Genomic DNA, 18,393 nt, shown 5'->3' with positions numbered 1-18,393 from the left:
GCAACTCACCAATCTATCCAAGGCAAAAATCATGTTGCCCACCCCCGAGCTCGTGAAGAGCTATATCGCCGCCGGCCTGGAATGCACCCACCTCGAAGTGGAAGGCGACGGCCAGCATTTCACCGCGGTCATCGTGTCGCCGGCTTTTGCCGGCAAGCGCCCTATCCAGCGTCATCAACTGGTGTATGCGGCCCTGGGCGATCGCATGCGTGAAGAAATCCATGCGCTGTCGATGAAGACGCTGACCCCGGAAGAGTTCTCGCAATAATGGACAAGCTGTTGATCAAGGGCGGAAAGCGCCTGTCTGGCGATATCGCCATCGCCGGCGCGAAGAACGCCGCGCTGCCCATTCTGTGCGCCGGCCTTTTGACGGCCGATACGCTGCATCTTTCCAATGTGCCCAAGCTGCAGGACGTGGCCACGATGCTGCGCCTGTTGCAGCAGATGGGCTTGCGCGTGGAGCAGGACGGCGAGCGCGTGGCGCTCAATGGCGGTCGCATCGACAAGCTCGAAGCGCCGTATGAAATGGTCAAGACCATGCGCGCCGCGATCCTGGTGCTGGGGCCGCTGATGGCGCGCTTCGGCGAAGCCTGGGTGTCGCTGCCCGGCGGCTGCGCCATCGGCTCGCGCCCGGTGGACCAGCACATCAAGGGCCTGCGCGCGCTCGGCGCGGATATCCGCATCGAAGCCGGCTACATCCATGCCAAGGCCAAGCGGCTGCGCGGCGCGCGCATCGTGACCGACATGATCACCGTTACCGGCACCGAAAACCTGCTGATGGCAGCCACGCTGGCCGAAGGCGAAACCGTGCTGGAAAACGCGGCGCGCGAGCCGGAAGTCAGCGACCTGGCCAACCTGCTGGTGGCCATGGGCGCGAAGATCGATGGCATCGGCACTGACCGCCTGGTGATCCAGGGCGTGGAGGCGCTGCATGGCGCATCGCACTCGGTGATCCCGGACCGCATCGAGACCGCCACCTTCCTGTGCGCCGTGGCCGCGACCGGCGGCGATGTCACGCTCACCAATGTGCGCACCGACATCCTCGACGTCGCGCTCGACAAGCTGCGTGAAGCCGGCGTGGTGCTGACGACGGGGCCGGACTGGATCCGTGCGCAGATGGCGGCCAGGCCGAAGGCGGTGAGCTTCCGCACCACCGAATACCCGGGCTTTCCGACCGACATGCAGGCGCAGTTCATGGCGATCAACGCCATCGCCGAAGGCAACAGCCGCGTCACCGAAACCATCTTCGAAAACCGCTTCATGCATGTGCAGGAGATGAACCGCCTGGGCGCTTCGATCAGCATCGAAGGTCATACCGCGATCATCGATGGCGTGGATAAACTCATCGGCGCTCCGGTGATGGCGACCGACCTGCGCGCTTCGGCTTCGCTGGTGATCGCCGGCCTCGCGGCCGAGGGCGAGACCCTGATCGACCGCATCTACCACCTCGACCGCGGCTACGACCGCATGGAAGCCAAGCTGTCCGCGGTCGGCGCCGATATCCAGAGGGTCAAATGAGCACGCGCCAGCTGACGCTGGCCCTGTCCAAGGGCCGCATCTTCGAGGAGACGATGCCCTTGCTGCAGGCGGCCGGCATTACCGTCACCGAGAATCCGGAAACCTCGCGCAAGCTGATCCTGCCGACCAACGACGCCGATCTGCGCGTGATCATCGTGCGCGCGTCGGACGTGCCGACCTACGTGGAATACGGCGCTGCCGACTTTGGCGTGGCCGGCAAGGATGTGCTGCTCGAGCACGGCGGCGAAGGCCTGTATCAGCCGATCGATTTGAACATCGCGAAGTGCCGCATGTCGGTCGCGGTGCCGGCCGACTTCGATTACGCCAGCGCGGTGCGCCAGGGCGCGCGGCTGCGCGTGGCGACCAAGTACACCCAGATCGCGCGCCAGCATTTCGCTTCCAAGGGCGTGCACGTGGACCTGATCAAGCTGTACGGCTCGATGGAACTGGCGCCGCTGGTCGGCCTGTCGGACGCCATCGTCGACCTCGTCTCCACCGGCAGCACGCTGCGCGCGAACCGGCTGGTCGAGGTCGAGCGCATCATGGACATCTCCTCGCGCCTGGTCGTGAACAAGGCCGCGCTGAAATTGAAGCGCGAGCGGCTGCAACCGATTCTGGACGCCTTCGCCAAGGCATCGAACCCATAAAGACCACCATGCCCGCAGACATACGCAAACTCGATTCCACCGACGCCGGCTTTCGTGAACAGCTGCGCGCGGTACTGGCCTTTGAAGCGAACGAAGACGAAGCGATCGACCGCGCCGCGGCCGATATCCTGGCCGATGTGAAGGCGCGCGGCGACGCCGCCGTGCTGGAATACACCGCGCGCTTCGATAACGTATCCGCCGGCTCGATGTCCGAGCTCGAAATCCGCCAGGATGCGCTGCATGCGGCGCTGGCGAATTTGCCCGAGGCGCGCCGCGCGGCGCTGTCCGTGGCGGCCGACCGGGTGCGCGCCTACCACGAGCGGCAGAAGGAAGAATGCGGCTCGGACGGCTTCCTGTACACCGAGGACGACGGCACCGTGCTGGGCCAGAAGGTCACGCCGCTGGACCGCGTCGGCATCTATGTCCCAGGCGGCAAGGCGGCCTATCCGTCGTCGGTGCTGATGAACGCGATTCCGGCCAAGGTGGCCGGCGTCGGCGAAATCATCATGGTGGTGCCCACGCCTGGCGGCGTGCAGAACGAACTGGTGCTGGCCGCGGCCGCCCTGGCAGGCGTGGACCGGGTCTTTACCATCGGCGGCGCGCAGGCGGTCGGCGCGCTGGCGCATGGCACCGACATCATTCCGCAGGTCGACAAGATCGTCGGCCCCGGCAACGCCTATGTCGCCGCGGCCAAGCGCCGGGTGTTCGGCATCGTCGGCATCGACATGATCGCCGGCCCGTCGGAAATCCTGGTGCTGTGCGACGGCACCACCGACCCCGATTGGGTAGCGATGGACCTGTTCTCGCAGGCCGAGCACGACGAGCTGGCGCAATCGATCCTGGTGTGCCCGGACGCCGATTACCTCGCGCGGGTGCAGGAGAGCGTGGACCGCCTGCTGGAAACCATGCCGCGCCAGGACACGATCCGCACCTCGCTGCAGAACCGCGGCGCGATGGTCCGCGTGCGCGACATGAACGAGGCTTGCGAGATCGCCAACTTCATCGCGCCGGAACACCTGGAAATCTCGGCCGAGAATCCGCTGCAGTGGGCGCACCGGATCCGCCATGCCGGCGCGATGTTCCTGGGTCGCTTTTCGTCGGAGTCGATCGGCGACTACTGCGCCGGCCCGAACCATGTGCTGCCGACCTCGCGCACCGCGCGCTTTTCGTCGCCGCTGGGCGTGTACGACTTCCAGAAGCGCTCCAGCGTGATCGAGGTCAGCGAAGCGGGCGCGCAGACGCTGGGCAGGATCGCCGCCGAACTGGCATATGGCGAAGGTCTGCAGGCGCATGCGCGCTCGGCAGAACTGCGCATCAAGTAAGGCTCGACACCGCTTGGACGACTGGCGCAACCGGGTATTCTGTGAAGATGCGCTGTCGGGATTGGCGCGCCTGCCCGAGGCATCGATCGATTTGATCATTGCCGATCCGCCGTATGGCCTGGGCAAGGATTACGGCAATGATTCCGACAAGCTCGAAGCGCGCGCCTACCTGGAGTGGACCGAGCGCTGGATCGACGCGGCGCTGCCCAAGCTCAAGGCCAGCGGCAGCCTGTACATCTTCCTGACCTGGCGCTATTCGCCGGAGGTGTTCGTGATGCTCAAGCAGCGCATGACCATGCTCAACGAGATCATCTGGGATCGCCGCGTGCCGTCGATGGGCGGCAGCACCCGGCGCTATTCGTCGGTGCATGACACCGTCGGCTTCTTTGCGAAGGGCCGGGACTATCATTTCGACCTCGACGCGGTGCGCATCCCCTACGACGAGCAGACCAAGAAGGCGCGTTCACGCTCGATCTTCGTCGGCGCGAAATGGCTGGAACTGGGCTACAACCCGAAGGATGTGTGGAGCGTGTCGCGGCTGCACCGCGAGCATCGCGAGCGCGAAGACCATCCGACGCAGAAGCCCTTGGAAATCATCGAGCGCATGGTCAAGGCTTCGTGCCCGCCGGGTGGCGTGGTGCTGGACCCGTTCATGGGCAGCGGCACTACCGCCGTGGCGGCGCGGCGCTGCGGCCGCGATTTCACCGGCTTCGAGCTGAATCTGGAGTACTGCAAACTGATAGACAGCCGGCTCGCCGCGCTGCAAGACGCGCCGGCGAACCCGGCGCCCACCGAGAGCACATCATGTCCCTGATCGAAAACATCATCCGTCCCGAAGTCCGCGCGCTGGCCGCCTACCATGTGCCGGATTCGACCGGTTTCGTGAAGCTGGACGCGATGGAGAATCCGTACACGCTGCCGGAAGCGCTGCGCGCCGAACTCGGTCGCCGCCTCGCCGACGTGGCGCTGAACCGCTATCCGGTGCCGAGCTACAGCGGGTTGAAGCAGCGCATCCGCGCGCGGCTCGGCGTGCCGGCGGGCTTCGACGTGGTGCTGGGCAATGGCTCGGATGAATTGATTTCCATGGTTTCAGTGGCATGCGCGAAACCCGGCGCCAAGGTGCTGGCGCCGGTGCCGGGCTTTGTGATGTATGAAATGTCGGCGCGCTTTGCCGGCATGGAATTCATCGGCGTCGATCTGCGGCCGGACTTCAGCCTCGACCTGGAAGCGATGCTGGCAGTGATCGCGGCGCATCGGCCGGCGGTGACTTATCTGGCGTATCCGAACAATCCGACCGGCAACCTGTTCGATGAAGGCGCGATGTTGAAGATCCTGGAAGCGGTAGGCGACACGGGCATCGTCATCGTCGACGAGGCTTACCAGCCGTTCGCCCAGGCCAGCTTCATGCCGCGCCTGCCGGACTTCCCGAACCTGGTGGTGATGCGCACCGTTTCCAAGCTCGGTCTGGCCGGCATCCGGCTTGGCTACATGTCGGCGTCGCCCGGGCTGCTGAACGAATTCGAGAAGGTGCGCCCGCCGTACAACATCAATGTGCTGACCCAGGCCGCGGCCGAATTCGTGCTCGATCATGCCGACGTGCTCGATGCCCAGGCCGCCAGCCTGCGCGCCGAGCGCGAGCGCGTGGTGCAGGCGCTCGCCGGCTTCGACGGCGTAAAAACCTATCCGTCGGCCGCCAATTTCCTGCTGCTGCGCATCACCGCGCCGGGTCTCGACGCGGCCACCGTCCACGCTCGCCTGATGCAGGCAGGGGTGCTGATCAAAAATGTCGGTAAAATGCACGCTTCACTGCAAAATTGCCTGCGCGTGACGGTTTCGACGGCGGAAGAAAACACGATCTTCCTGAACGCGCTCCAAACCGCGCTGGCTTCCTAACGATTTCATTTCATGTCTACGCCACGCTCCGCGGAAGTCGTCCGCGATACCAATGAAACCCAGATCCGTATCGCCATCAATCTCGATGGCAGCGGACGCCAGAAGCTCGACACCGGCGTGCCCTTCCTGGACCACATGCTGGACCAGATCGCGCGCCACGGCCTGATCGACCTCGATGTCGTCGCGAAAGGCGATCTGCACATCGATGCGCACCACACCGTGGAAGACGTCGGCATCACCCTGGGCCAGGCGGTGGCGAAGGCGGTCGGCGACAAGAAGGGCATCCGCCGCTACGGCCATGCCTATGTGCCGCTGGATGAAGCGCTGTCGCGGGTAGTGGTCGATTTCTCCGGCCGTCCCGGCCTGCACTTCAATGTGCCGTTCACCCGCGCGATGATCGGCGGTTTCGATGTCGACCTGACGCGCGAGTTCTTCCAGGGCTTCGTCAATCATGCGCAGGTCACACTGCACATCGATAATCTGCGCGGCGACAATGCACACCACCAGTGCGAAACGGTATTCAAGGCATTTGGCCGCGCGCTGCGCGCGGCAGCCGAACTGGATCCCCGCGCCGCGGGCACCATTCCCTCAACCAAGGGCAGCCTGTAAGCGAAGCGCCAACCGGGTTTGATTTTCGACATGAACAGGATAGTTGTGGTGGATTACGGTATGGGCAACTTGCGCTCGGTGGCGCAGGCCTTGCGCCATGCCGCGCCGGAAGCCGATGTGCGCATTTCCGGCGAAGCGGAAGATATCCGGGCGGCCAGCCGCGTGGTGCTGCCGGGGCAGGGCGCGATGCGCGATTGCATGGGCAGCCTGCGCAGCTCGGGCCTGGTGGACGCGGTGCTGGAAGCCGCGTCCACCAAGCCGCTGTTCGGCGTGTGCGTGGGCGAGCAGATGCTGTTCGACTGGAGCGAAGAGGGCGACACGCCGTGCCTGGGCCTGTTGCCCGGCAAGGTGGTGCGCTTCCGCCTCGATGGCATGACGCAGGCCGATGGTTCGCGCTACAAGGTGCCGCAGATGGGCTGGAACCGGGTGCGGCAAACCGAATCGCATCCAATGTGGAACGGCGTGGCCGACAACAGTTATTTCTACTTCGTGCACAGTTACCATGCAGCGCCGGCCGAAAGCGTGCACGTCTTGGGCGAAACCGAATATGGCATTCCCTTTGCATGTGCCGTTGGCCGCGACAATATCTTTGCAACCCAGTTTCACCCCGAGAAAAGCGCATCGGCCGGATTGCAGCTGTACCGCAACTTCGTCCACTGGAATCCCTGATTCCGCTCATCCATCAACCATGACAACCCTTATCACGCTGTAGCCATGCTGCTCATACCTGCTATCGATCTCAAAGACGGACACTGCGTACGCCTCAAACAAGGCGACATGGACCAGGCGACCGTATTTTCCGACGACCCCGGCGAGATGGCGCGGCATTGGCTGGCGCAAGGCGCGCGGCGGCTGCACCTTGTCGACCTGAACGGCGCCTTCGCCGGCAAGCCGAAGAATGAGGCGGCGGTCAAAGCCATCATCCAGGCGGTGCGCAACTTCGCGGTGGAAAACGATGTCGAGGAAGTGCCGATCCAGCTTGGCGGCGGCATCCGCGATCTCGACACCATCGAGCGTTACCTCGACGGCGGCCTGTCGTACATCATCATCGGCACCGCCGCGGTGAAGAACCCGGGCTTCCTGCACGACGCCTGCAGCGCCTTCCCGGGGCAGATCATCGTCGGCCTGGATGCGAAGGACGGCAAGGTCGCCACCGATGGCTGGAGCAAGCTGTCCGGGCATGAAGTCGTCGACCTGGCGCGCAAGTTCGAAGACTATGGCTGCGAAGCGATCATCTACACCGACATCGGCCGCGACGGCATGATGGGTGGCGTGAACATCGAAGCCACGGTGCGCCTGGCGCGCAGCATGACGATACCCGTCATCGCTTCCGGCGGCGTGCACGACATCCGCGACGTCGAAGCGCTGTGCGAAGTCGAAGACGAGGGCATCGAGGGCGTGATCTGCGGTCGCTCCATCTATGAAGGCACGCTGGATCTGCGCAATGCGCAGGCGCGCGCCGATGAACTGAACGGCTACGAGCAAGAGCCGGAAACCGATAATTTATGACGCTGGCAAAACGCATCATCCCGTGCCTGGATGTCACCGCCGGACGGGTGGTGAAGGGCATCAACTTCGTCGAGCTGCGCGACGCCGGGGACCCGGTCGAAATCGCGCGCCGCTATGACGAGCAGGGCGCGGACGAAATCACTTTCCTGGACATCACCGCCTCGTCGGACGAGCGTGACCTGATTTTGCACATCATCGAGGCGGTGGCGTCGCAGGTCTTCATCCCGCTGACCGTCGGCGGCGGCGTGCGCGCGGTCGAGGACGTGCGCCGGCTGCTCAATGCCGGCGCCGACAAGGTCAGCATCAATACCTCCGCGGTCACCAATCCGCAGCTGGTCGAGGATGCGGCCGGCAAGTACGGATCGCAATGCATCGTCGTGGCCATCGACGCCAAGCGCGCCGGCGACGGCCGCTGGGAAGTGTTCACCCATGGCGGACGCAAGGCTACCGGCCTGGACGCAGTCGACTGGGCGCGCCGCATGCAGAAGCTCGGCGCCGGCGAAATCCTGCTCACCAGCATGGATCGTGACGGCACCCGCTCGGGCTTCGACCTGGGACTGACGCGCGCGGTGTCGGATGCGGTCGATGTCCCGGTGATCGCCTCGGGCGGCGTCGGTGGTTTGCAGGACCTGGCCGACGGCGTCACCAAGGGCCATGCCGACGCGGTGCTGGCGGCGAGCATCTTCCATTACGGACAACACACGGTTCAGGAAGCCAAGCGCTACATGGCCGACCAAGGCATTGCAATGAGGCTGGCATGAGCGTGAAGGCGAAGTGGCTGAACAAGGTGAAATGGGACGAGCACGGCCTGGTGCCGGTGATCGCGCAGGAAGTCTCGAGCAACGATGTGCTGATGTTCGCCTGGATGAACCGCGAAGCGCTGGCGCGTACCGTGGAAACCGGCCAGGCGGTGTACTGGAGCCGCTCGCGCAAGAAGCTCTGGCACAAGGGCGAGGAATCCGGCCATGTGCAGAAGGTGCATGAACTGCGCCTGGATTGCGACGAGGACGTGGTGCTGCTCAAGGTCGAGCAGGTGGAGGGCATCGCCTGCCACACCGGTCGCCATTCCTGCTTCTTCCAGAAATTCGAAGGCAGCGCGGCCGACGGCGAATGGGTCGCGGTCGACCCGGTACTAAAAAATCCCGACAGCATCTACAAGTGACGATGAACGACACACTGAGCCACACACTGAGCCGCCTTGCCGCGGTGATCGAAGCGCGCAAGCCGGCCAATGGCGGCGATCCGGAAAAATCTTATGTCAGCCGCCTGTTTGACAAGGGCGACGACGCGATTCTGAAAAAGATCGGCGAGGAAGCCACCGAAACCGTGATGGCGGCCAAGGATGCGCGCGTGTCTGGCGAGGCATCGAAGCTGCTGTATGAATGTGCGGACCTGTGGTTTCACAGCATGATCATGCTCGCGCAGTTCGGCCTGACGCCGGACGACGTGCTCAATGAGCTGGCGCGGCGTGAAGGCGTCTCGGGCATCGAGGAAAAGGCGAATCGCAAGCTTGCCGAGCGCGAGCAGGCCGAACGCCGCGATTGATCGTCAGAGACAGGGCGACGTCGCAAACGGAGAGAGATTTGGACAACTGCATTTTCTGCAAGATCGCAGCGGGTGCGATTCCGTCGAAGCGCATCCACGAGGACGAGGACTTGGTCGTGTTTCACGACATCAATCCTGCCGCGCCGGTGCATTTCCTGATCGTGCCGAAGGAGCACATTCCGACGCTGGCCGATTGTGAAGAACGGCATGCTGCTTTGTTAGGTAAAATGCTCCTTCTCGCGCCGAAACTGGCGCAACAGCAGGGTTGCGGTTTCGAGGCCGAAGGAACCGGCACTGGCGCCGGCGGCTTCAAGACCTTGTTCAATACCGGACCGGATGGCGGGCAGGAGGTTTACCATCTGCATCTGCACGTCTTCGGCGGACCGCGCCCATGGCGCGGCCAGCGTTAATCAGCAAGTGCTTAGTCGGGGCGTAAGTCCCCAAGGAGAATGAAATGGGTTCGTTTAGCGTTTGGCATTGGCTGATCGTATTGGTGATCGTCATGCTGGTGTTCGGCACCAAGAAGATCGGCAACATGGGTTCGGATCTCGGCAAGGCGGTGAAGGGCTTCAAGGACGGCATGCGCGACGACGAGCGGCCGGCCGGTCAGGCGGTTCCGCCGTCGCAGGTGGCTGACAAGAGCACCATCGACGTCGAAGCCAAGGAAAAGAGCCGCGGCTGATCGACGACATGACTACGGCTGAGCGTGGCGCCCGATGATCGATCTGGGCATTTCCAAGATGGCGTTGATCGGCGTCGTGGCGCTGATCGTGGTCGGGCCCGAGAAACTGCCGCGGGTGGCGCGCATGGCCGGCACCCTGTTCGGCCGGGCCCAGCGCTACATCAATGACGTCAAGCGCGAAGTCAGCCGCGAAATGGAGCTCGACGACTTCCGCAAGATGCAGCAGGACATCAAGGAAGCGGCCAGCAGCGTCGAACAAACCATCTCGCAGCATGTGTCCGAGGCACGCGATGCGGTCGAGTCCGGCTGGAACGACGGCACGGACTCCGGCAGCGCGGGCAGCAGCTATTCCAGCATCTCGCCAAGCTCGGCTCCGAACCCGGAAACCCTGGCGGTCAAGGCGAAAAGCTTTCGCAAGAAGCGCCTGGCGCACAGCTCGGCCGTTCCTTCCTGGTACAAGCAGCAGCAGGGCAGACGCAGCCGCGTGCAGTCCGGTGCGGCGCGCGTGGCCCGGCACCGTCCCGCCGGCGGTCGCAAAACCTCTCAATTCTTCCTGTAAATGCCTGACGATACGGAAAACGGCGCACAAGAAACTTTCATTTCGCACCTGATCGAATTGCGTAGCCGCCTGGTCAAGGCGGCTGCGGTCGTGCTCCTGGTGTTTCTTGTGCTGTTCGCAGTGTGGCCAGGCGCGGCCACCATCTATGACATCGTCGCGCGGCCGATGATGTGGGCATTGCCAGCCAATGCGCACATGATCGCCACCGGCGTGATCACGCCCTTCCTGGTGCCGATGAAGGTCACGCTGCTGGTGGCCTTCGTGATCTCGTTGCCCTGGGTGCTGTACCAGATCTGGGCCTTCGTCGCGCCGGGACTGTACACCCATGAAAAGCGCCTGATTGCGCCGCTGGTGATTTCCTCGTCGCTGCTGTTCATCCTCGGCGTGGGATTCTGCTATTTCTTCGTCTTCGGCAAGGTATTCAGCTTCATCTACAACTTCGCGCCGAAGTCGATCACGGTAGCGCCGGACATCGAAAACTATGTCGATTTCGTGATGACGATGTGCCTGGCTTTCGGCGTGACCTTCGAGGTGCCGGTGGTCGTGATCGTCCTGGTGCGGATGAACCTGGTGCCGATCGAGAAGCTGCGTGCGATTCGGCCTTATGTGATCGTCGGCGCCTTCATCATCGCCGCGGTGGTGACGCCGCCAGACATCATGAGCCAGTTGTTCCTTGCGGTGCCGATGTGCCTGCTGTACGAGATAGGCCTGCTGCTCGCGCCGGCCTTCGCCAGGGCGACTCGCGCGCCCGAAGAGGAAACTGCGCCGCAGCAGTAATCAATCGGCGGCGGTCGGCTCGATCGAAGCCGGCACGCCGCGCAACCAGCGCACCAGCGGCAACGCGGCGCGGAAATTCTCCAGCACGATGCCTTCCAGCGCATCGGCCGGCATGCCGGTCACGGTGCGCTCGTTCCAGACGATGAAACTCTTGTAGCGCAGATAGTCCGCGTGCTTTGCCCCGGCGTCGAAGCCGCGCGGCAGCCGCGCCAGCATGCCTTCCTGCTGCAATTCACCGAAGGATTCGCGCATGCGCTTGTCGGCCAGGACCTTGGAAAAGCCATTCGCATCGGCGAGCAGATGCTGCCGGATTGCACGCAGTCGGTCCGGCGGCGGCTGATATTCGCCGCCGGCAACCAGCAGCTGCGCCTTTTCATCAATGTGGAAGTAATACGCCGGACCGCCGCCCTGGTTCGGCCGCTTCAGGCCGCTGGCGGTGATCGCCGCGGAAAAATAGGTCTTGTACGGCCGTGGATCGCGGGTGAAGCGCAGATCGCGGTTGATGCGAAACAGCGCCTTTCTCGGGTTGCAGGCCGCGACCGCCGGATCGAAGCGGGCGATGCCGTCGATCAGGCTGGCGGTCAATTCCAGGAATTCCGCACGCAGGATGTCGTAGCGCGGCTTGTTCATGACGAACCAGGCGCGGTTATTGTTTTCAGCCAGTTCGGCCAGGTAGCCGGCAAGATCGCGCAGGTGCATGGTCTTACTCCGCCTCGCGCTGCTGCCGCGGCCGCGTGCCAACCTGGATGTCGAGACTCGCTTCCTCGCTGCGGCGCAGCACCTTCATCCGCGCCTTGCTGCCCGGCTCGAGTTGCGCGATCAGGTTCAGCATTTCGGTGGTGTCCCGCACCGGGCGGCCGTTGACTTCAACCAGGATGTCGCCGGGCCGCATGCCGGCGCGGTCCGCCGGGCCATTGCGCAGCACGCCGGCGATGATCGCGCCCGAATTGCGTTTCAGGTTGAAGCTGTCTGCCAGTTCCGGTGTGATGTCCTGCGGCTCCACGCCGATCCACCCGCGCACCACCCGGCCATTCTTGATGATGGCATCCATCACTGTCTTCGCCGTGGAGGCCGGGATCGCAAAGCCGATGCCGAGCGAGCCGCCGGTGCGCGAATAGATGGCGGTATTGATGCCGAGCAGATTGCCGCCGACATCGACCAGCGCGCCGCCGGAATTGCCCGGGTTGATCGCCGCATCGGTCTGGATGAAGTTTTCGAAGGTATTGATGCCGAGATGGTTGCGGCCCAGGGCCGAGACGATGCCCATCGTGACCGTCTGGCCGACGCCGAAGGGATTGCCAATGGCCAGCACTACGTCGCCGACCTGAACGCCGTCGATCGGCGCGAAGGTGATCGACGGCAGGTCCTTCATGTCGATCTTGATCACCGCCAGGTCGGTTTCAGGATCAGTGCCGACCAGCTTGGCATCGACCTTGCGGCCATCGGCCAGCGCGATCTCGATTTCATCGGCCGCCTCGACCACGTGGTTATTGGTCAGGATGTAGCCGTTCGGATTGACGATCACGCCCGAACCGAGGCTGTACTGCTTGTCTTCCTGTTCGCCCTGGCGGTCGCCGAAGAACTTGCGCAGGAAAGGATCGTCCATGAAGGGATTGCGCGATGGCTTGGCGCCCTTGGAGGTGAAGATGTTGACCACCGCCGGCATCGCATGGCGGGCACCTTCCCGATAAGTGGCCGAAGCCGCCGAGGCGCTCGGCGCAGCGCTCGTTGCCGGCGCTGCGACAGGAGTCCGCGCGCCATCGCCGGCATGGCTGATCCAGCCTGGTTTCAGGGTCGCTACAATGAACCAGACCGCCAAACCGACCGTAACGGTTTGGGCGAACAGTAACCAGAGACGTCGCATACGAAAAGGGTGAAGGAATTGGAAGAGCAAACTGTCGATCGCGAGGCGCTATCGAAATACCTGGCTTGCCTGCTTGATATCAATCGCGTCCGTGATTTTAGCCCAAACGGACTGCAGGTCGAGGGACGGGAACGCATCGCCACGCTGGTCACCGGGGTCACCGCCAGCATCGCGCTGATCGAGGCCGCGCTGGCGGAGAACGCCGATGCGATCCTGGTGCATCACGGCTATTTCTGGCGCGGCGAGGATGGCCGCATCGTCGGCACGCGCAAGCAGCGGCTCGGGCTGTTGCTGCGCAATGATTTGAACCTGTACGCCTACCATTTGCCGCTGGATATGCACCCGGAACTCGGTAACAACGCCCAGCTCGGCTTGCGCCTGGGACTGCGCGCCGATGACCGTTTCGGTGAAAACGGCATTGGTTGGCTCGGCATGGTCGACGATCCCACGGTAAGGACCGTCGGTGACCTTGCCAGGCGCATCGAGCAAGGCCTCGGGCGCCAGCCTATGGTCATCGGCGATCTCGAGCAGCCGCTGGGTCGGATCGGATGGTGCACCGGCGCCGCGCAAGCTTATCTCGAGGATGCGATCGCCGCCGGCGCGCAAACCTATCTCAGTGGCGAAATCTCGGAGCAGACCGTGCATCTTGCGCGTGAGACCGGGGTGGCCTATATCGCATGTGGCCACCATGCAACCGAGCGCTATGGCGTTCAGGCACTCGGTGCGCATATCGCTGCCGAATTCGGCATTCGCCATCTTTTTATCGATATCGACAATCCGGTGTAGGCCCTGCGTCGAATTTCGTGCGCAGCACTGCACGGATTTGTTGAACCGATTTCGTCCCTTTGACACAAAGCGCGGCCAGCATGCCTGGAAGAGAACGCAGGCGTCGCTCGATCCGGCGACGTCAGCGAGGGGCGCGACAGGCTGACGGGGGCCTTACCTGGTGCCCGTCAGCGATCGCGTGCGAAGCGCATATCCTGCGCGTATGACACGAGGGAAGACCATGTTGAATTCGGCAGCAAAGGCATCGATAGACGTATTGATTGTTGAAGACGACGCGATCACGCGCAGCATGCTTGCAGCGGCGATCGCCACGGAGCCGCATCTGAAGCTGGTTGCGGCCCTGGGCAGCGTAAAGGAGGCGCAGGACTGGCTCGCCACCGGCCGCGCGGACATGCTGCTCACCGATATCGGATTGCCTGACGGTTCGGGCATCGGCGTGATCCGGACTTGCCTGCAGCGCAATCCGGATTGCGACGTGATGGTGATCACGATGTCCAGCGACGAGGAAAGCGTGCTGGCCTGCATCGAGGCGGGCGCAGCCGAGTACGTTCTGAAAGGGACAGGCGGGATCGATATCGTCCGGTCGTTGATGGAGTTGCATGCCGGCGGTTCGCCGATCAGCCCGGTGGTGGCGCGCAAGGTGCTTGCACGCCTGCGCTCGGGCAAGTCGGGTCCGGCAATGGTGCCGCAAACGCCGGCGCTGACCAGGCGTGAATCCGACATCCTTTGCCTGATCGCCCGTGGGGACAGTTACGACGCCATGGCGCGCGAATTATGCGTATCGGTGAGCACGGTACAGACGCATGTCAAGAATCTCTATGGGAAGCTGTCCGTGCATTCGCGCGGTGAGGCGGTGTTCGAAGCGAATCGGCGCGGGTTGTTGCAGATGCATGCGCTGAAGGCGCGGTGCTGATGCGCCTTCACGGCTTGTCTGGTAGGGGTGAGCGGCCATTCCCGTCACGGTGGAGGAGGCCAGCGCACTGTTCTAGATTCGGCCTTGCGGCGTCTTCAGCGCGTCCCTGATCTCGCGCAGAAGCAGTACGTCTTCGGGGGGCGGCGCCGCTGGTGCCGCTTCTTCTTTGTCGCCGAGGCGTCCGAGGGTTCTTGCCTTGTTGATCAGTCGGACCATCTGAAAAATGATGAAGGCCAGGATCAGAAAGTTCAGGAGGATCGTGAGGAAATTGCCATAAGCGAGCACCGCGCCAGCCTTCTTTGCTTCAGCCAGGGGCAGATTCATTCCCTGATGGTTCAAGGGTAGGTAGTAATTGGAAAAGTCCAGTCCGCCGATCAGCTTGCCGACGACCGGCATGATGATGTCCTGGACCAGCGAATCGACGATCTTGCCGAAGGCTGCGCCGATGATGACCGCGACCGCCAGATCCACCACATTGCCCTTGATCGCGAATGACCTGAATTCCTGCAGCATGCCCATGCTTGTCCTCCTGGTTGACGTAGCTGTCGTTGGTAAGGGGCGTGCGATATCGCACCGCCGACAATGATGCGAGAGCATCTTGTATCGAGCAAGCGTTTACCGGCGATCTTGTTTGTGTATCGACCGAAAGCTCATGCAGTTTATTAAAAAGTGACTATCTCTTCGGATATAATCGCTGGCTGCTAGTGTCCTGAATTGCAAGTTCGTTCAATTAATAGAAGTGGCGAAATCGTGTCGAGGCAAGGGAAACGCGCGGCAAGGGTAATTCGCTCTGCGCGCATTTTCGACGCCGTCTCGGTGCGGTTCTCGCCACTTTTATTGAACGCACTTCGGCGACGGGGCACCGAAAGTTATATACATATTTCGCAACAACTTTGGGGTTGGTATGAGTGACGAGAAGCGGGTCGACGCGAGTCGACGTGTGCTGCTTGCTGCGACTTGCGCGGCAGGTGGAGTTGCTGGACTGGCTACTGCAGGAGCATTTGTATCAACTTTCCAGCCATCCGAGCGCGCCAAGGCAGCTGGCGCGCCAGTCGAGGTCGATATTGCCGGCATGGCGCCCGGCGAGATGAGGACCGTGGAATGGCGCGGAAAACCGGTATGGATTCTGAAGCGATCGCAAGAGATGGTGGCGGCTCTCCCCAAGCATGATGGCGAGCTTGCCGATCCGCTTTCGAAACGCAATCCCGACGAACTGACGCCACCCTACGCGCGCAACGAGCACCGCTCGATCAAGCCGGATGTCTTCGTCGCCGTCGGCATCTGCACCCACCTCGGTTGTTCTCCGAGCACCAAGCTCAGTCCCGGCGCCCAGCCCTCGCTGCCCGCGGACTGGCCCGGCGGCTTCCTCTGCCCGTGTCATGGATCGACCTTCGATCTCGCAGGTCGCGTATTCAAGAACAAGCCCGCGCCGGACAATCTCCAGGTGCCGCGCTACATGTTCGCCGGTGACACGAAGATCATCATCGGCAAGGACGAGAAAGGGGAGGCCTGAGCATGGCATTCGTCGAAAAGAAACTGCCCGCCGACGCACCGGCGTCCGCGAAGGCGCTGAACTGGGTTGATGCGCGTTTCCCGCTGTCCAAGCTCTGGAACGAACAGTGGGGCAAGTACTACGCGCCGAAGAACTTCAACATGTGGTACCTGTTCGGCTCGCTGGCTACGCTGGTGCTGGCGATACAGATCGTCACCGGCATCTTCCTCGTCATGCATTACAAGCCGGATGCGAACCTCGCCTTCGCGTCGGTCGAATACATCATGCGCGATGTGCCCTGGGGCTGGCTGGTGCGGTACATGCACTCGACCGGCGCTTCGGCCTTCTTCATCGTGGTCTATCTGCACATGACCCGCGCCCTGATGTACGGCTCCTACCGCAAGCCGCGCGAGCTGATCTGGCTGTTCGGCTGCGCGATCTTCCTGGCGCTGATGGGCGAAGCCTTCTTCGGCTACCTGCTGCCCTGGGGCCAGATGTCGTACTGGGGCGCGCAGGTGATCGTCAATCTGTTCTCGGCGATCCCGTTCATCGGTCCGGACCTGTCCCTGTGGATCCGCGGCGATTACGTGGTCTCGGACGCTACCCTGAACCGCTTCTTCTCCTTCCATGTGATCGCGATTCCGCTGGTGCTGATCGGCCTGGTCGCCGCGCATCTGATCGCGCTGCACGAAGTCGGATCGAACAATCCGGACGGCGTTGAAGTGAAGGATTATCTCGGTCCGGACGGCCATCCGCTTGATTCGATTCCTTCGCATCCGTATTACACGACGAAGGATCTGTTCGGCGTATCGGTCTTCCTGCTGCTGTTTTCCGCAGTAGTGTTCTTCGCGCCGGAAATGGGCGGTTACTTCCTGGAAGCCAACAACTTCATTCCGGCCGACTCGCTGAAGACGCCGCCGCATATCGCGCCAGTCTGGTACTTCACGCCTTACTACTCGATCCTGCGTGCGACCACCTCGGAATTCATGTACTGGCTCATCGCCGGCGTAGCTGCCTATGTCGCATTGCTGCTGGTGCGCTCGCGCCTGTCCGGTCGCAGCAAGCTCGCCGCGGTGGTGATCGGCCTTGCCGTCATCATCGGCATGCTGATCTTCGATGCGAAATTCTGGGGCGTGGTGCTGATGGGTGCTTCCGTGCTGATTCTGGCCGGTCTTCCCTGGCTGGATCATTCGCCGGCGCGTTCGCTGCGCTACCGTCCGACCTGGCATAAATACGTGTATGTGGTGTTCGCCATCATCTTCGTGGTGCTGGGTTATCTGGGCGTACAGCCGCCGACTGCGACGCGAACCTTGATTTCGCAGATATGCGCCTTCATTTACTTTGGCTTCTTTTTGCTGATGCCCTGGTGGAGCGCAGCCGGCAGCTTCAAGCCGGTCCCGACCCGAGTCACGTTTCATCCGCACTGAGCCGAAAGGGATCGCAGAATGAAAATACTGAAAAGGCTGATCGCGATTCTGGCATTGCTGCCCACGCTGGTTCTGGCATCCGAAGGCGGTTTTCCGTTGGACCATGCTCCGGCGCGCACTGATCTTGCTTCAATGCAGCGCGGCGCGAAGCTGTTCGTCAACTATTGCCTTAACTGCCATTCGGCAGCGGCAATGCGTTACAACCGGCTGCGCGATATCGGGCTGACGGAAGACCAGATCAGGAACAACCTGTTGTTCACCTCGGACAAGGTTGGCGACCTGATGAAATCGGCGATGACCCCGGCTGACGGCAAGCGCTGGTTCGGCGCCGCGCCGCCGGATCTGTCGGTGATCGTGCGCGCGAAGGATTCGGAGGCGGGTAGCGGTGCGGATTACATCTATACCTATCTGCGCACCTTCTATGCCGATTCGAGCCGGCCGACCGGATGGAACAATATGGTGTATCCGAATGTCGCAATGCCACATGTAATGTGGGAGCTGCAGGGCATACGCAATGCCAAGTTCGTCGAGGAAAAGGACGAGCATGAGGGCGGTGCGCCGGTCAAGAAGTTTGTCGGTTTCGAACAGGTGACGCCCGGCTCGATGTCCGAGAGGGATTATGATGAGGCAGTCGCCGATCTGGTGTCGTACATGAGCTGGATGAGCGAGCCGGTGCAATTCAAGAGGCGACAATTGGGTACTTGGGTTCTGATCTTTCTCGGATGCCTGATGTTCCTGATGTGGCGCTTGAATGCGAGCTTCTGGAAGGAAGTGAAATAAGGGTATGGCCCGCATGCATGAGCGCATGCTCTTGCCGCGGGCATGATGCAAGGGTGAGCCTTACGGGCCT

At 62.6% G+C, this 18,393-nt stretch carries 24 protein-coding genes; 21 read left to right on the top strand and 3 right to left on the bottom strand.

From position 1 onward, the window contains the following. The first annotated feature begins 31 nt into the window (after positions 1-31). From JJB74_RS04125 to tatC, 16 genes are read left to right on the top strand one after another with little or no spacing between them, the layout of a single operon-like run. Positions 32-268 (top strand): BolA family protein, encoded by a 237-nt coding sequence (locus JJB74_RS04125; protein WP_200590516.1) that lies wholly within the window; start codon positions 32-34, stop codon positions 266-268. Then, complete coding sequence (murA, locus tag JJB74_RS04120) at positions 268-1,518, top strand: UDP-N-acetylglucosamine 1-carboxyvinyltransferase (protein ID WP_200590515.1); 1,251 nt, start codon at positions 268-270, stop codon at positions 1,516-1,518. Before JJB74_RS04125 ends, murA begins: the two co-directional genes overlap by 1 nt. Further along, positions 1,515-2,165 carry an ATP phosphoribosyltransferase gene (gene hisG, locus JJB74_RS04115; protein ID WP_200590514.1) on the top strand — a complete coding sequence of 217 codons (651 nt, stop codon included), beginning with the start codon at positions 1,515-1,517 and terminating at the stop codon, positions 2,163-2,165. The genes murA and hisG overlap by 4 nt, the downstream gene beginning before the upstream one ends. An 8-nt stretch (positions 2,166-2,173) precedes the next feature. Continuing rightward, positions 2,174-3,487: a histidinol dehydrogenase gene (gene hisD, locus JJB74_RS04110; RefSeq protein WP_200590513.1), complete on the top strand. Its 1,314-nt coding sequence runs from the start codon at positions 2,174-2,176 to the stop codon at positions 3,485-3,487. Then, positions 3,456-4,301 carry a DNA-methyltransferase gene (locus JJB74_RS04105; RefSeq protein ID WP_200590512.1) on the top strand — a complete coding sequence of 282 codons (846 nt, stop codon included), beginning with the start codon at positions 3,456-3,458 and terminating at the stop codon, positions 4,299-4,301. The genes hisD and JJB74_RS04105 overlap by 32 nt, the downstream gene beginning before the upstream one ends. After that, entirely contained in the window at positions 4,292-5,380 is a 1,089-nt protein-coding gene (hisC, locus tag JJB74_RS04100; RefSeq protein ID WP_200590511.1) for a histidinol-phosphate transaminase, read from the top strand. Before JJB74_RS04105 ends, hisC begins: the two co-directional genes overlap by 10 nt. 12 nt (positions 5,381-5,392) lie before the next feature. Continuing rightward, positions 5,393-5,989, top strand: a complete 597-nt coding sequence (hisB, locus tag JJB74_RS04095; protein ID WP_200590510.1) for an imidazoleglycerol-phosphate dehydratase HisB — start codon at positions 5,393-5,395, stop codon at positions 5,987-5,989. Between the two features lie 30 nt (positions 5,990-6,019). Then, a complete protein-coding gene (gene hisH / locus JJB74_RS04090) occupies positions 6,020-6,658 on the top strand; it encodes an imidazole glycerol phosphate synthase subunit HisH (protein WP_200590509.1) in 639 nt (212 codons plus the stop codon). A 45-nt stretch (positions 6,659-6,703) separates the two neighbouring features. After that, positions 6,704-7,498, top strand: coding sequence for a 1-(5-phosphoribosyl)-5-[(5-phosphoribosylamino)methylideneamino]imidazole-4-carboxamide isomerase (gene hisA / locus JJB74_RS04085; protein ID WP_200590508.1), 795 nt, complete (start codon positions 6,704-6,706; stop codon positions 7,496-7,498). Continuing rightward, positions 7,495-8,259, top strand: a complete 765-nt coding sequence (gene hisF, locus JJB74_RS04080) for an imidazole glycerol phosphate synthase subunit HisF (RefSeq protein ID WP_200590507.1) — start codon at positions 7,495-7,497, stop codon at positions 8,257-8,259. Before hisA ends, hisF begins: the two co-directional genes overlap by 4 nt. Continuing rightward, positions 8,256-8,660, top strand: coding sequence for a phosphoribosyl-AMP cyclohydrolase (gene hisI / locus JJB74_RS04075; RefSeq protein ID WP_200590506.1), 405 nt, complete (start codon positions 8,256-8,258; stop codon positions 8,658-8,660). Before hisF ends, hisI begins: the two co-directional genes overlap by 4 nt. A 14-nt stretch (positions 8,661-8,674) precedes the next feature. Beyond that, positions 8,675-9,043 (top strand): phosphoribosyl-ATP diphosphatase, encoded by a 369-nt coding sequence (locus JJB74_RS04070; protein WP_200590766.1) that lies wholly within the window; start codon positions 8,675-8,677, stop codon positions 9,041-9,043. A 38-nt stretch (positions 9,044-9,081) separates the two neighbouring features. Next, positions 9,082-9,453 carry a histidine triad nucleotide-binding protein gene (locus JJB74_RS04065; protein WP_200590765.1) on the top strand — a complete coding sequence of 124 codons (372 nt, stop codon included), beginning with the start codon at positions 9,082-9,084 and terminating at the stop codon, positions 9,451-9,453. A 44-nt stretch (positions 9,454-9,497) separates the two neighbouring features. Continuing rightward, positions 9,498-9,725: a Sec-independent protein translocase subunit TatA gene (gene tatA, locus JJB74_RS04060; RefSeq protein ID WP_200590505.1), complete on the top strand. Its 228-nt coding sequence runs from the start codon at positions 9,498-9,500 to the stop codon at positions 9,723-9,725. Between the two features lie 34 nt (positions 9,726-9,759). Next, a complete protein-coding gene (tatB, locus tag JJB74_RS04055; RefSeq protein WP_200590504.1) occupies positions 9,760-10,284 on the top strand; it encodes a Sec-independent protein translocase protein TatB in 525 nt (174 codons plus the stop codon). Beyond that, the gene (tatC, locus tag JJB74_RS04050) at positions 10,285-11,061 is read left to right on the top strand and encodes a twin-arginine translocase subunit TatC (RefSeq protein WP_200590503.1); all 777 of its coding nucleotides are present in this window, start codon (positions 10,285-10,287) and stop codon (positions 11,059-11,061) included. On the opposite strand, the gene JJB74_RS04045 is transcribed toward tatC, so the two are convergent. Continuing rightward, entirely contained in the window at positions 11,062-11,760 is a 699-nt protein-coding gene (locus tag JJB74_RS04045) for a DUF2461 domain-containing protein (RefSeq protein ID WP_200590502.1), read from the bottom strand. It lies immediately after the preceding gene. Positions 11,761-11,764: 4 nt separating this feature from the next. Continuing rightward, complete coding sequence (locus tag JJB74_RS04040; RefSeq protein WP_200590501.1) at positions 11,765-12,925, bottom strand: Do family serine endopeptidase; 1,161 nt, start codon at positions 12,923-12,925, stop codon at positions 11,765-11,767. 18 nt (positions 12,926-12,943) lie between these two features. On the opposite strand from JJB74_RS04040, the gene JJB74_RS04035 reads away from it, so the two are divergent. Both JJB74_RS04035 and JJB74_RS04030 read left to right on the top strand, forming a co-directional pair. After that, complete coding sequence (locus JJB74_RS04035) at positions 12,944-13,711, top strand: Nif3-like dinuclear metal center hexameric protein (protein WP_200590500.1); 768 nt, start codon at positions 12,944-12,946, stop codon at positions 13,709-13,711. A gap of 220 nt (positions 13,712-13,931) precedes the next feature. Further along, positions 13,932-14,624: a response regulator gene (locus JJB74_RS04030; protein WP_200590499.1), complete on the top strand. Its 693-nt coding sequence runs from the start codon at positions 13,932-13,934 to the stop codon at positions 14,622-14,624. Between the two features lie 72 nt (positions 14,625-14,696). Here JJB74_RS04030 and mscL read toward each other — a convergent pair whose 3' ends face one another. Then, a complete protein-coding gene (gene mscL, locus JJB74_RS04025; RefSeq protein WP_325170083.1) occupies positions 14,697-15,143 on the bottom strand; it encodes a large conductance mechanosensitive channel protein MscL in 447 nt (148 codons plus the stop codon). A 385-nt stretch (positions 15,144-15,528) separates the two neighbouring features. Between mscL and petA the strand changes: the two genes are divergently transcribed. Genes petA through JJB74_RS04010 form a run of 3 tightly spaced genes read left to right on the top strand, consistent with a single transcriptional unit; the run spans position 15,529 to position 18,323 of the window. Beyond that, positions 15,529-16,137 (top strand): ubiquinol-cytochrome c reductase iron-sulfur subunit, encoded by a 609-nt coding sequence (gene petA / locus JJB74_RS04020; protein WP_200590498.1) that lies wholly within the window; start codon positions 15,529-15,531, stop codon positions 16,135-16,137. 2 nt (positions 16,138-16,139) lie between these two features. Beyond that, the gene (locus JJB74_RS04015) at positions 16,140-17,543 is read left to right on the top strand and encodes a cytochrome b (RefSeq protein ID WP_200590497.1); all 1,404 of its coding nucleotides are present in this window, start codon (positions 16,140-16,142) and stop codon (positions 17,541-17,543) included. Positions 17,544-17,561: 18 nt separating this feature from the next. After that, positions 17,562-18,323, top strand: a complete 762-nt coding sequence (locus JJB74_RS04010; RefSeq protein ID WP_200590496.1) for a cytochrome c1 — start codon at positions 17,562-17,564, stop codon at positions 18,321-18,323. Positions 18,324-18,393: the final 70 nt, after the last annotated feature.

It is taken from the genome of Noviherbaspirillum pedocola, from assembly GCF_016632335.1.
Lineage (GTDB): Bacteria > Pseudomonadota > Gammaproteobacteria > Burkholderiales > Burkholderiaceae_D > Noviherbaspirillum_A > Noviherbaspirillum_A pedocola.
This window is presented reverse-complemented; position numbering and strand designations above follow the sequence as displayed.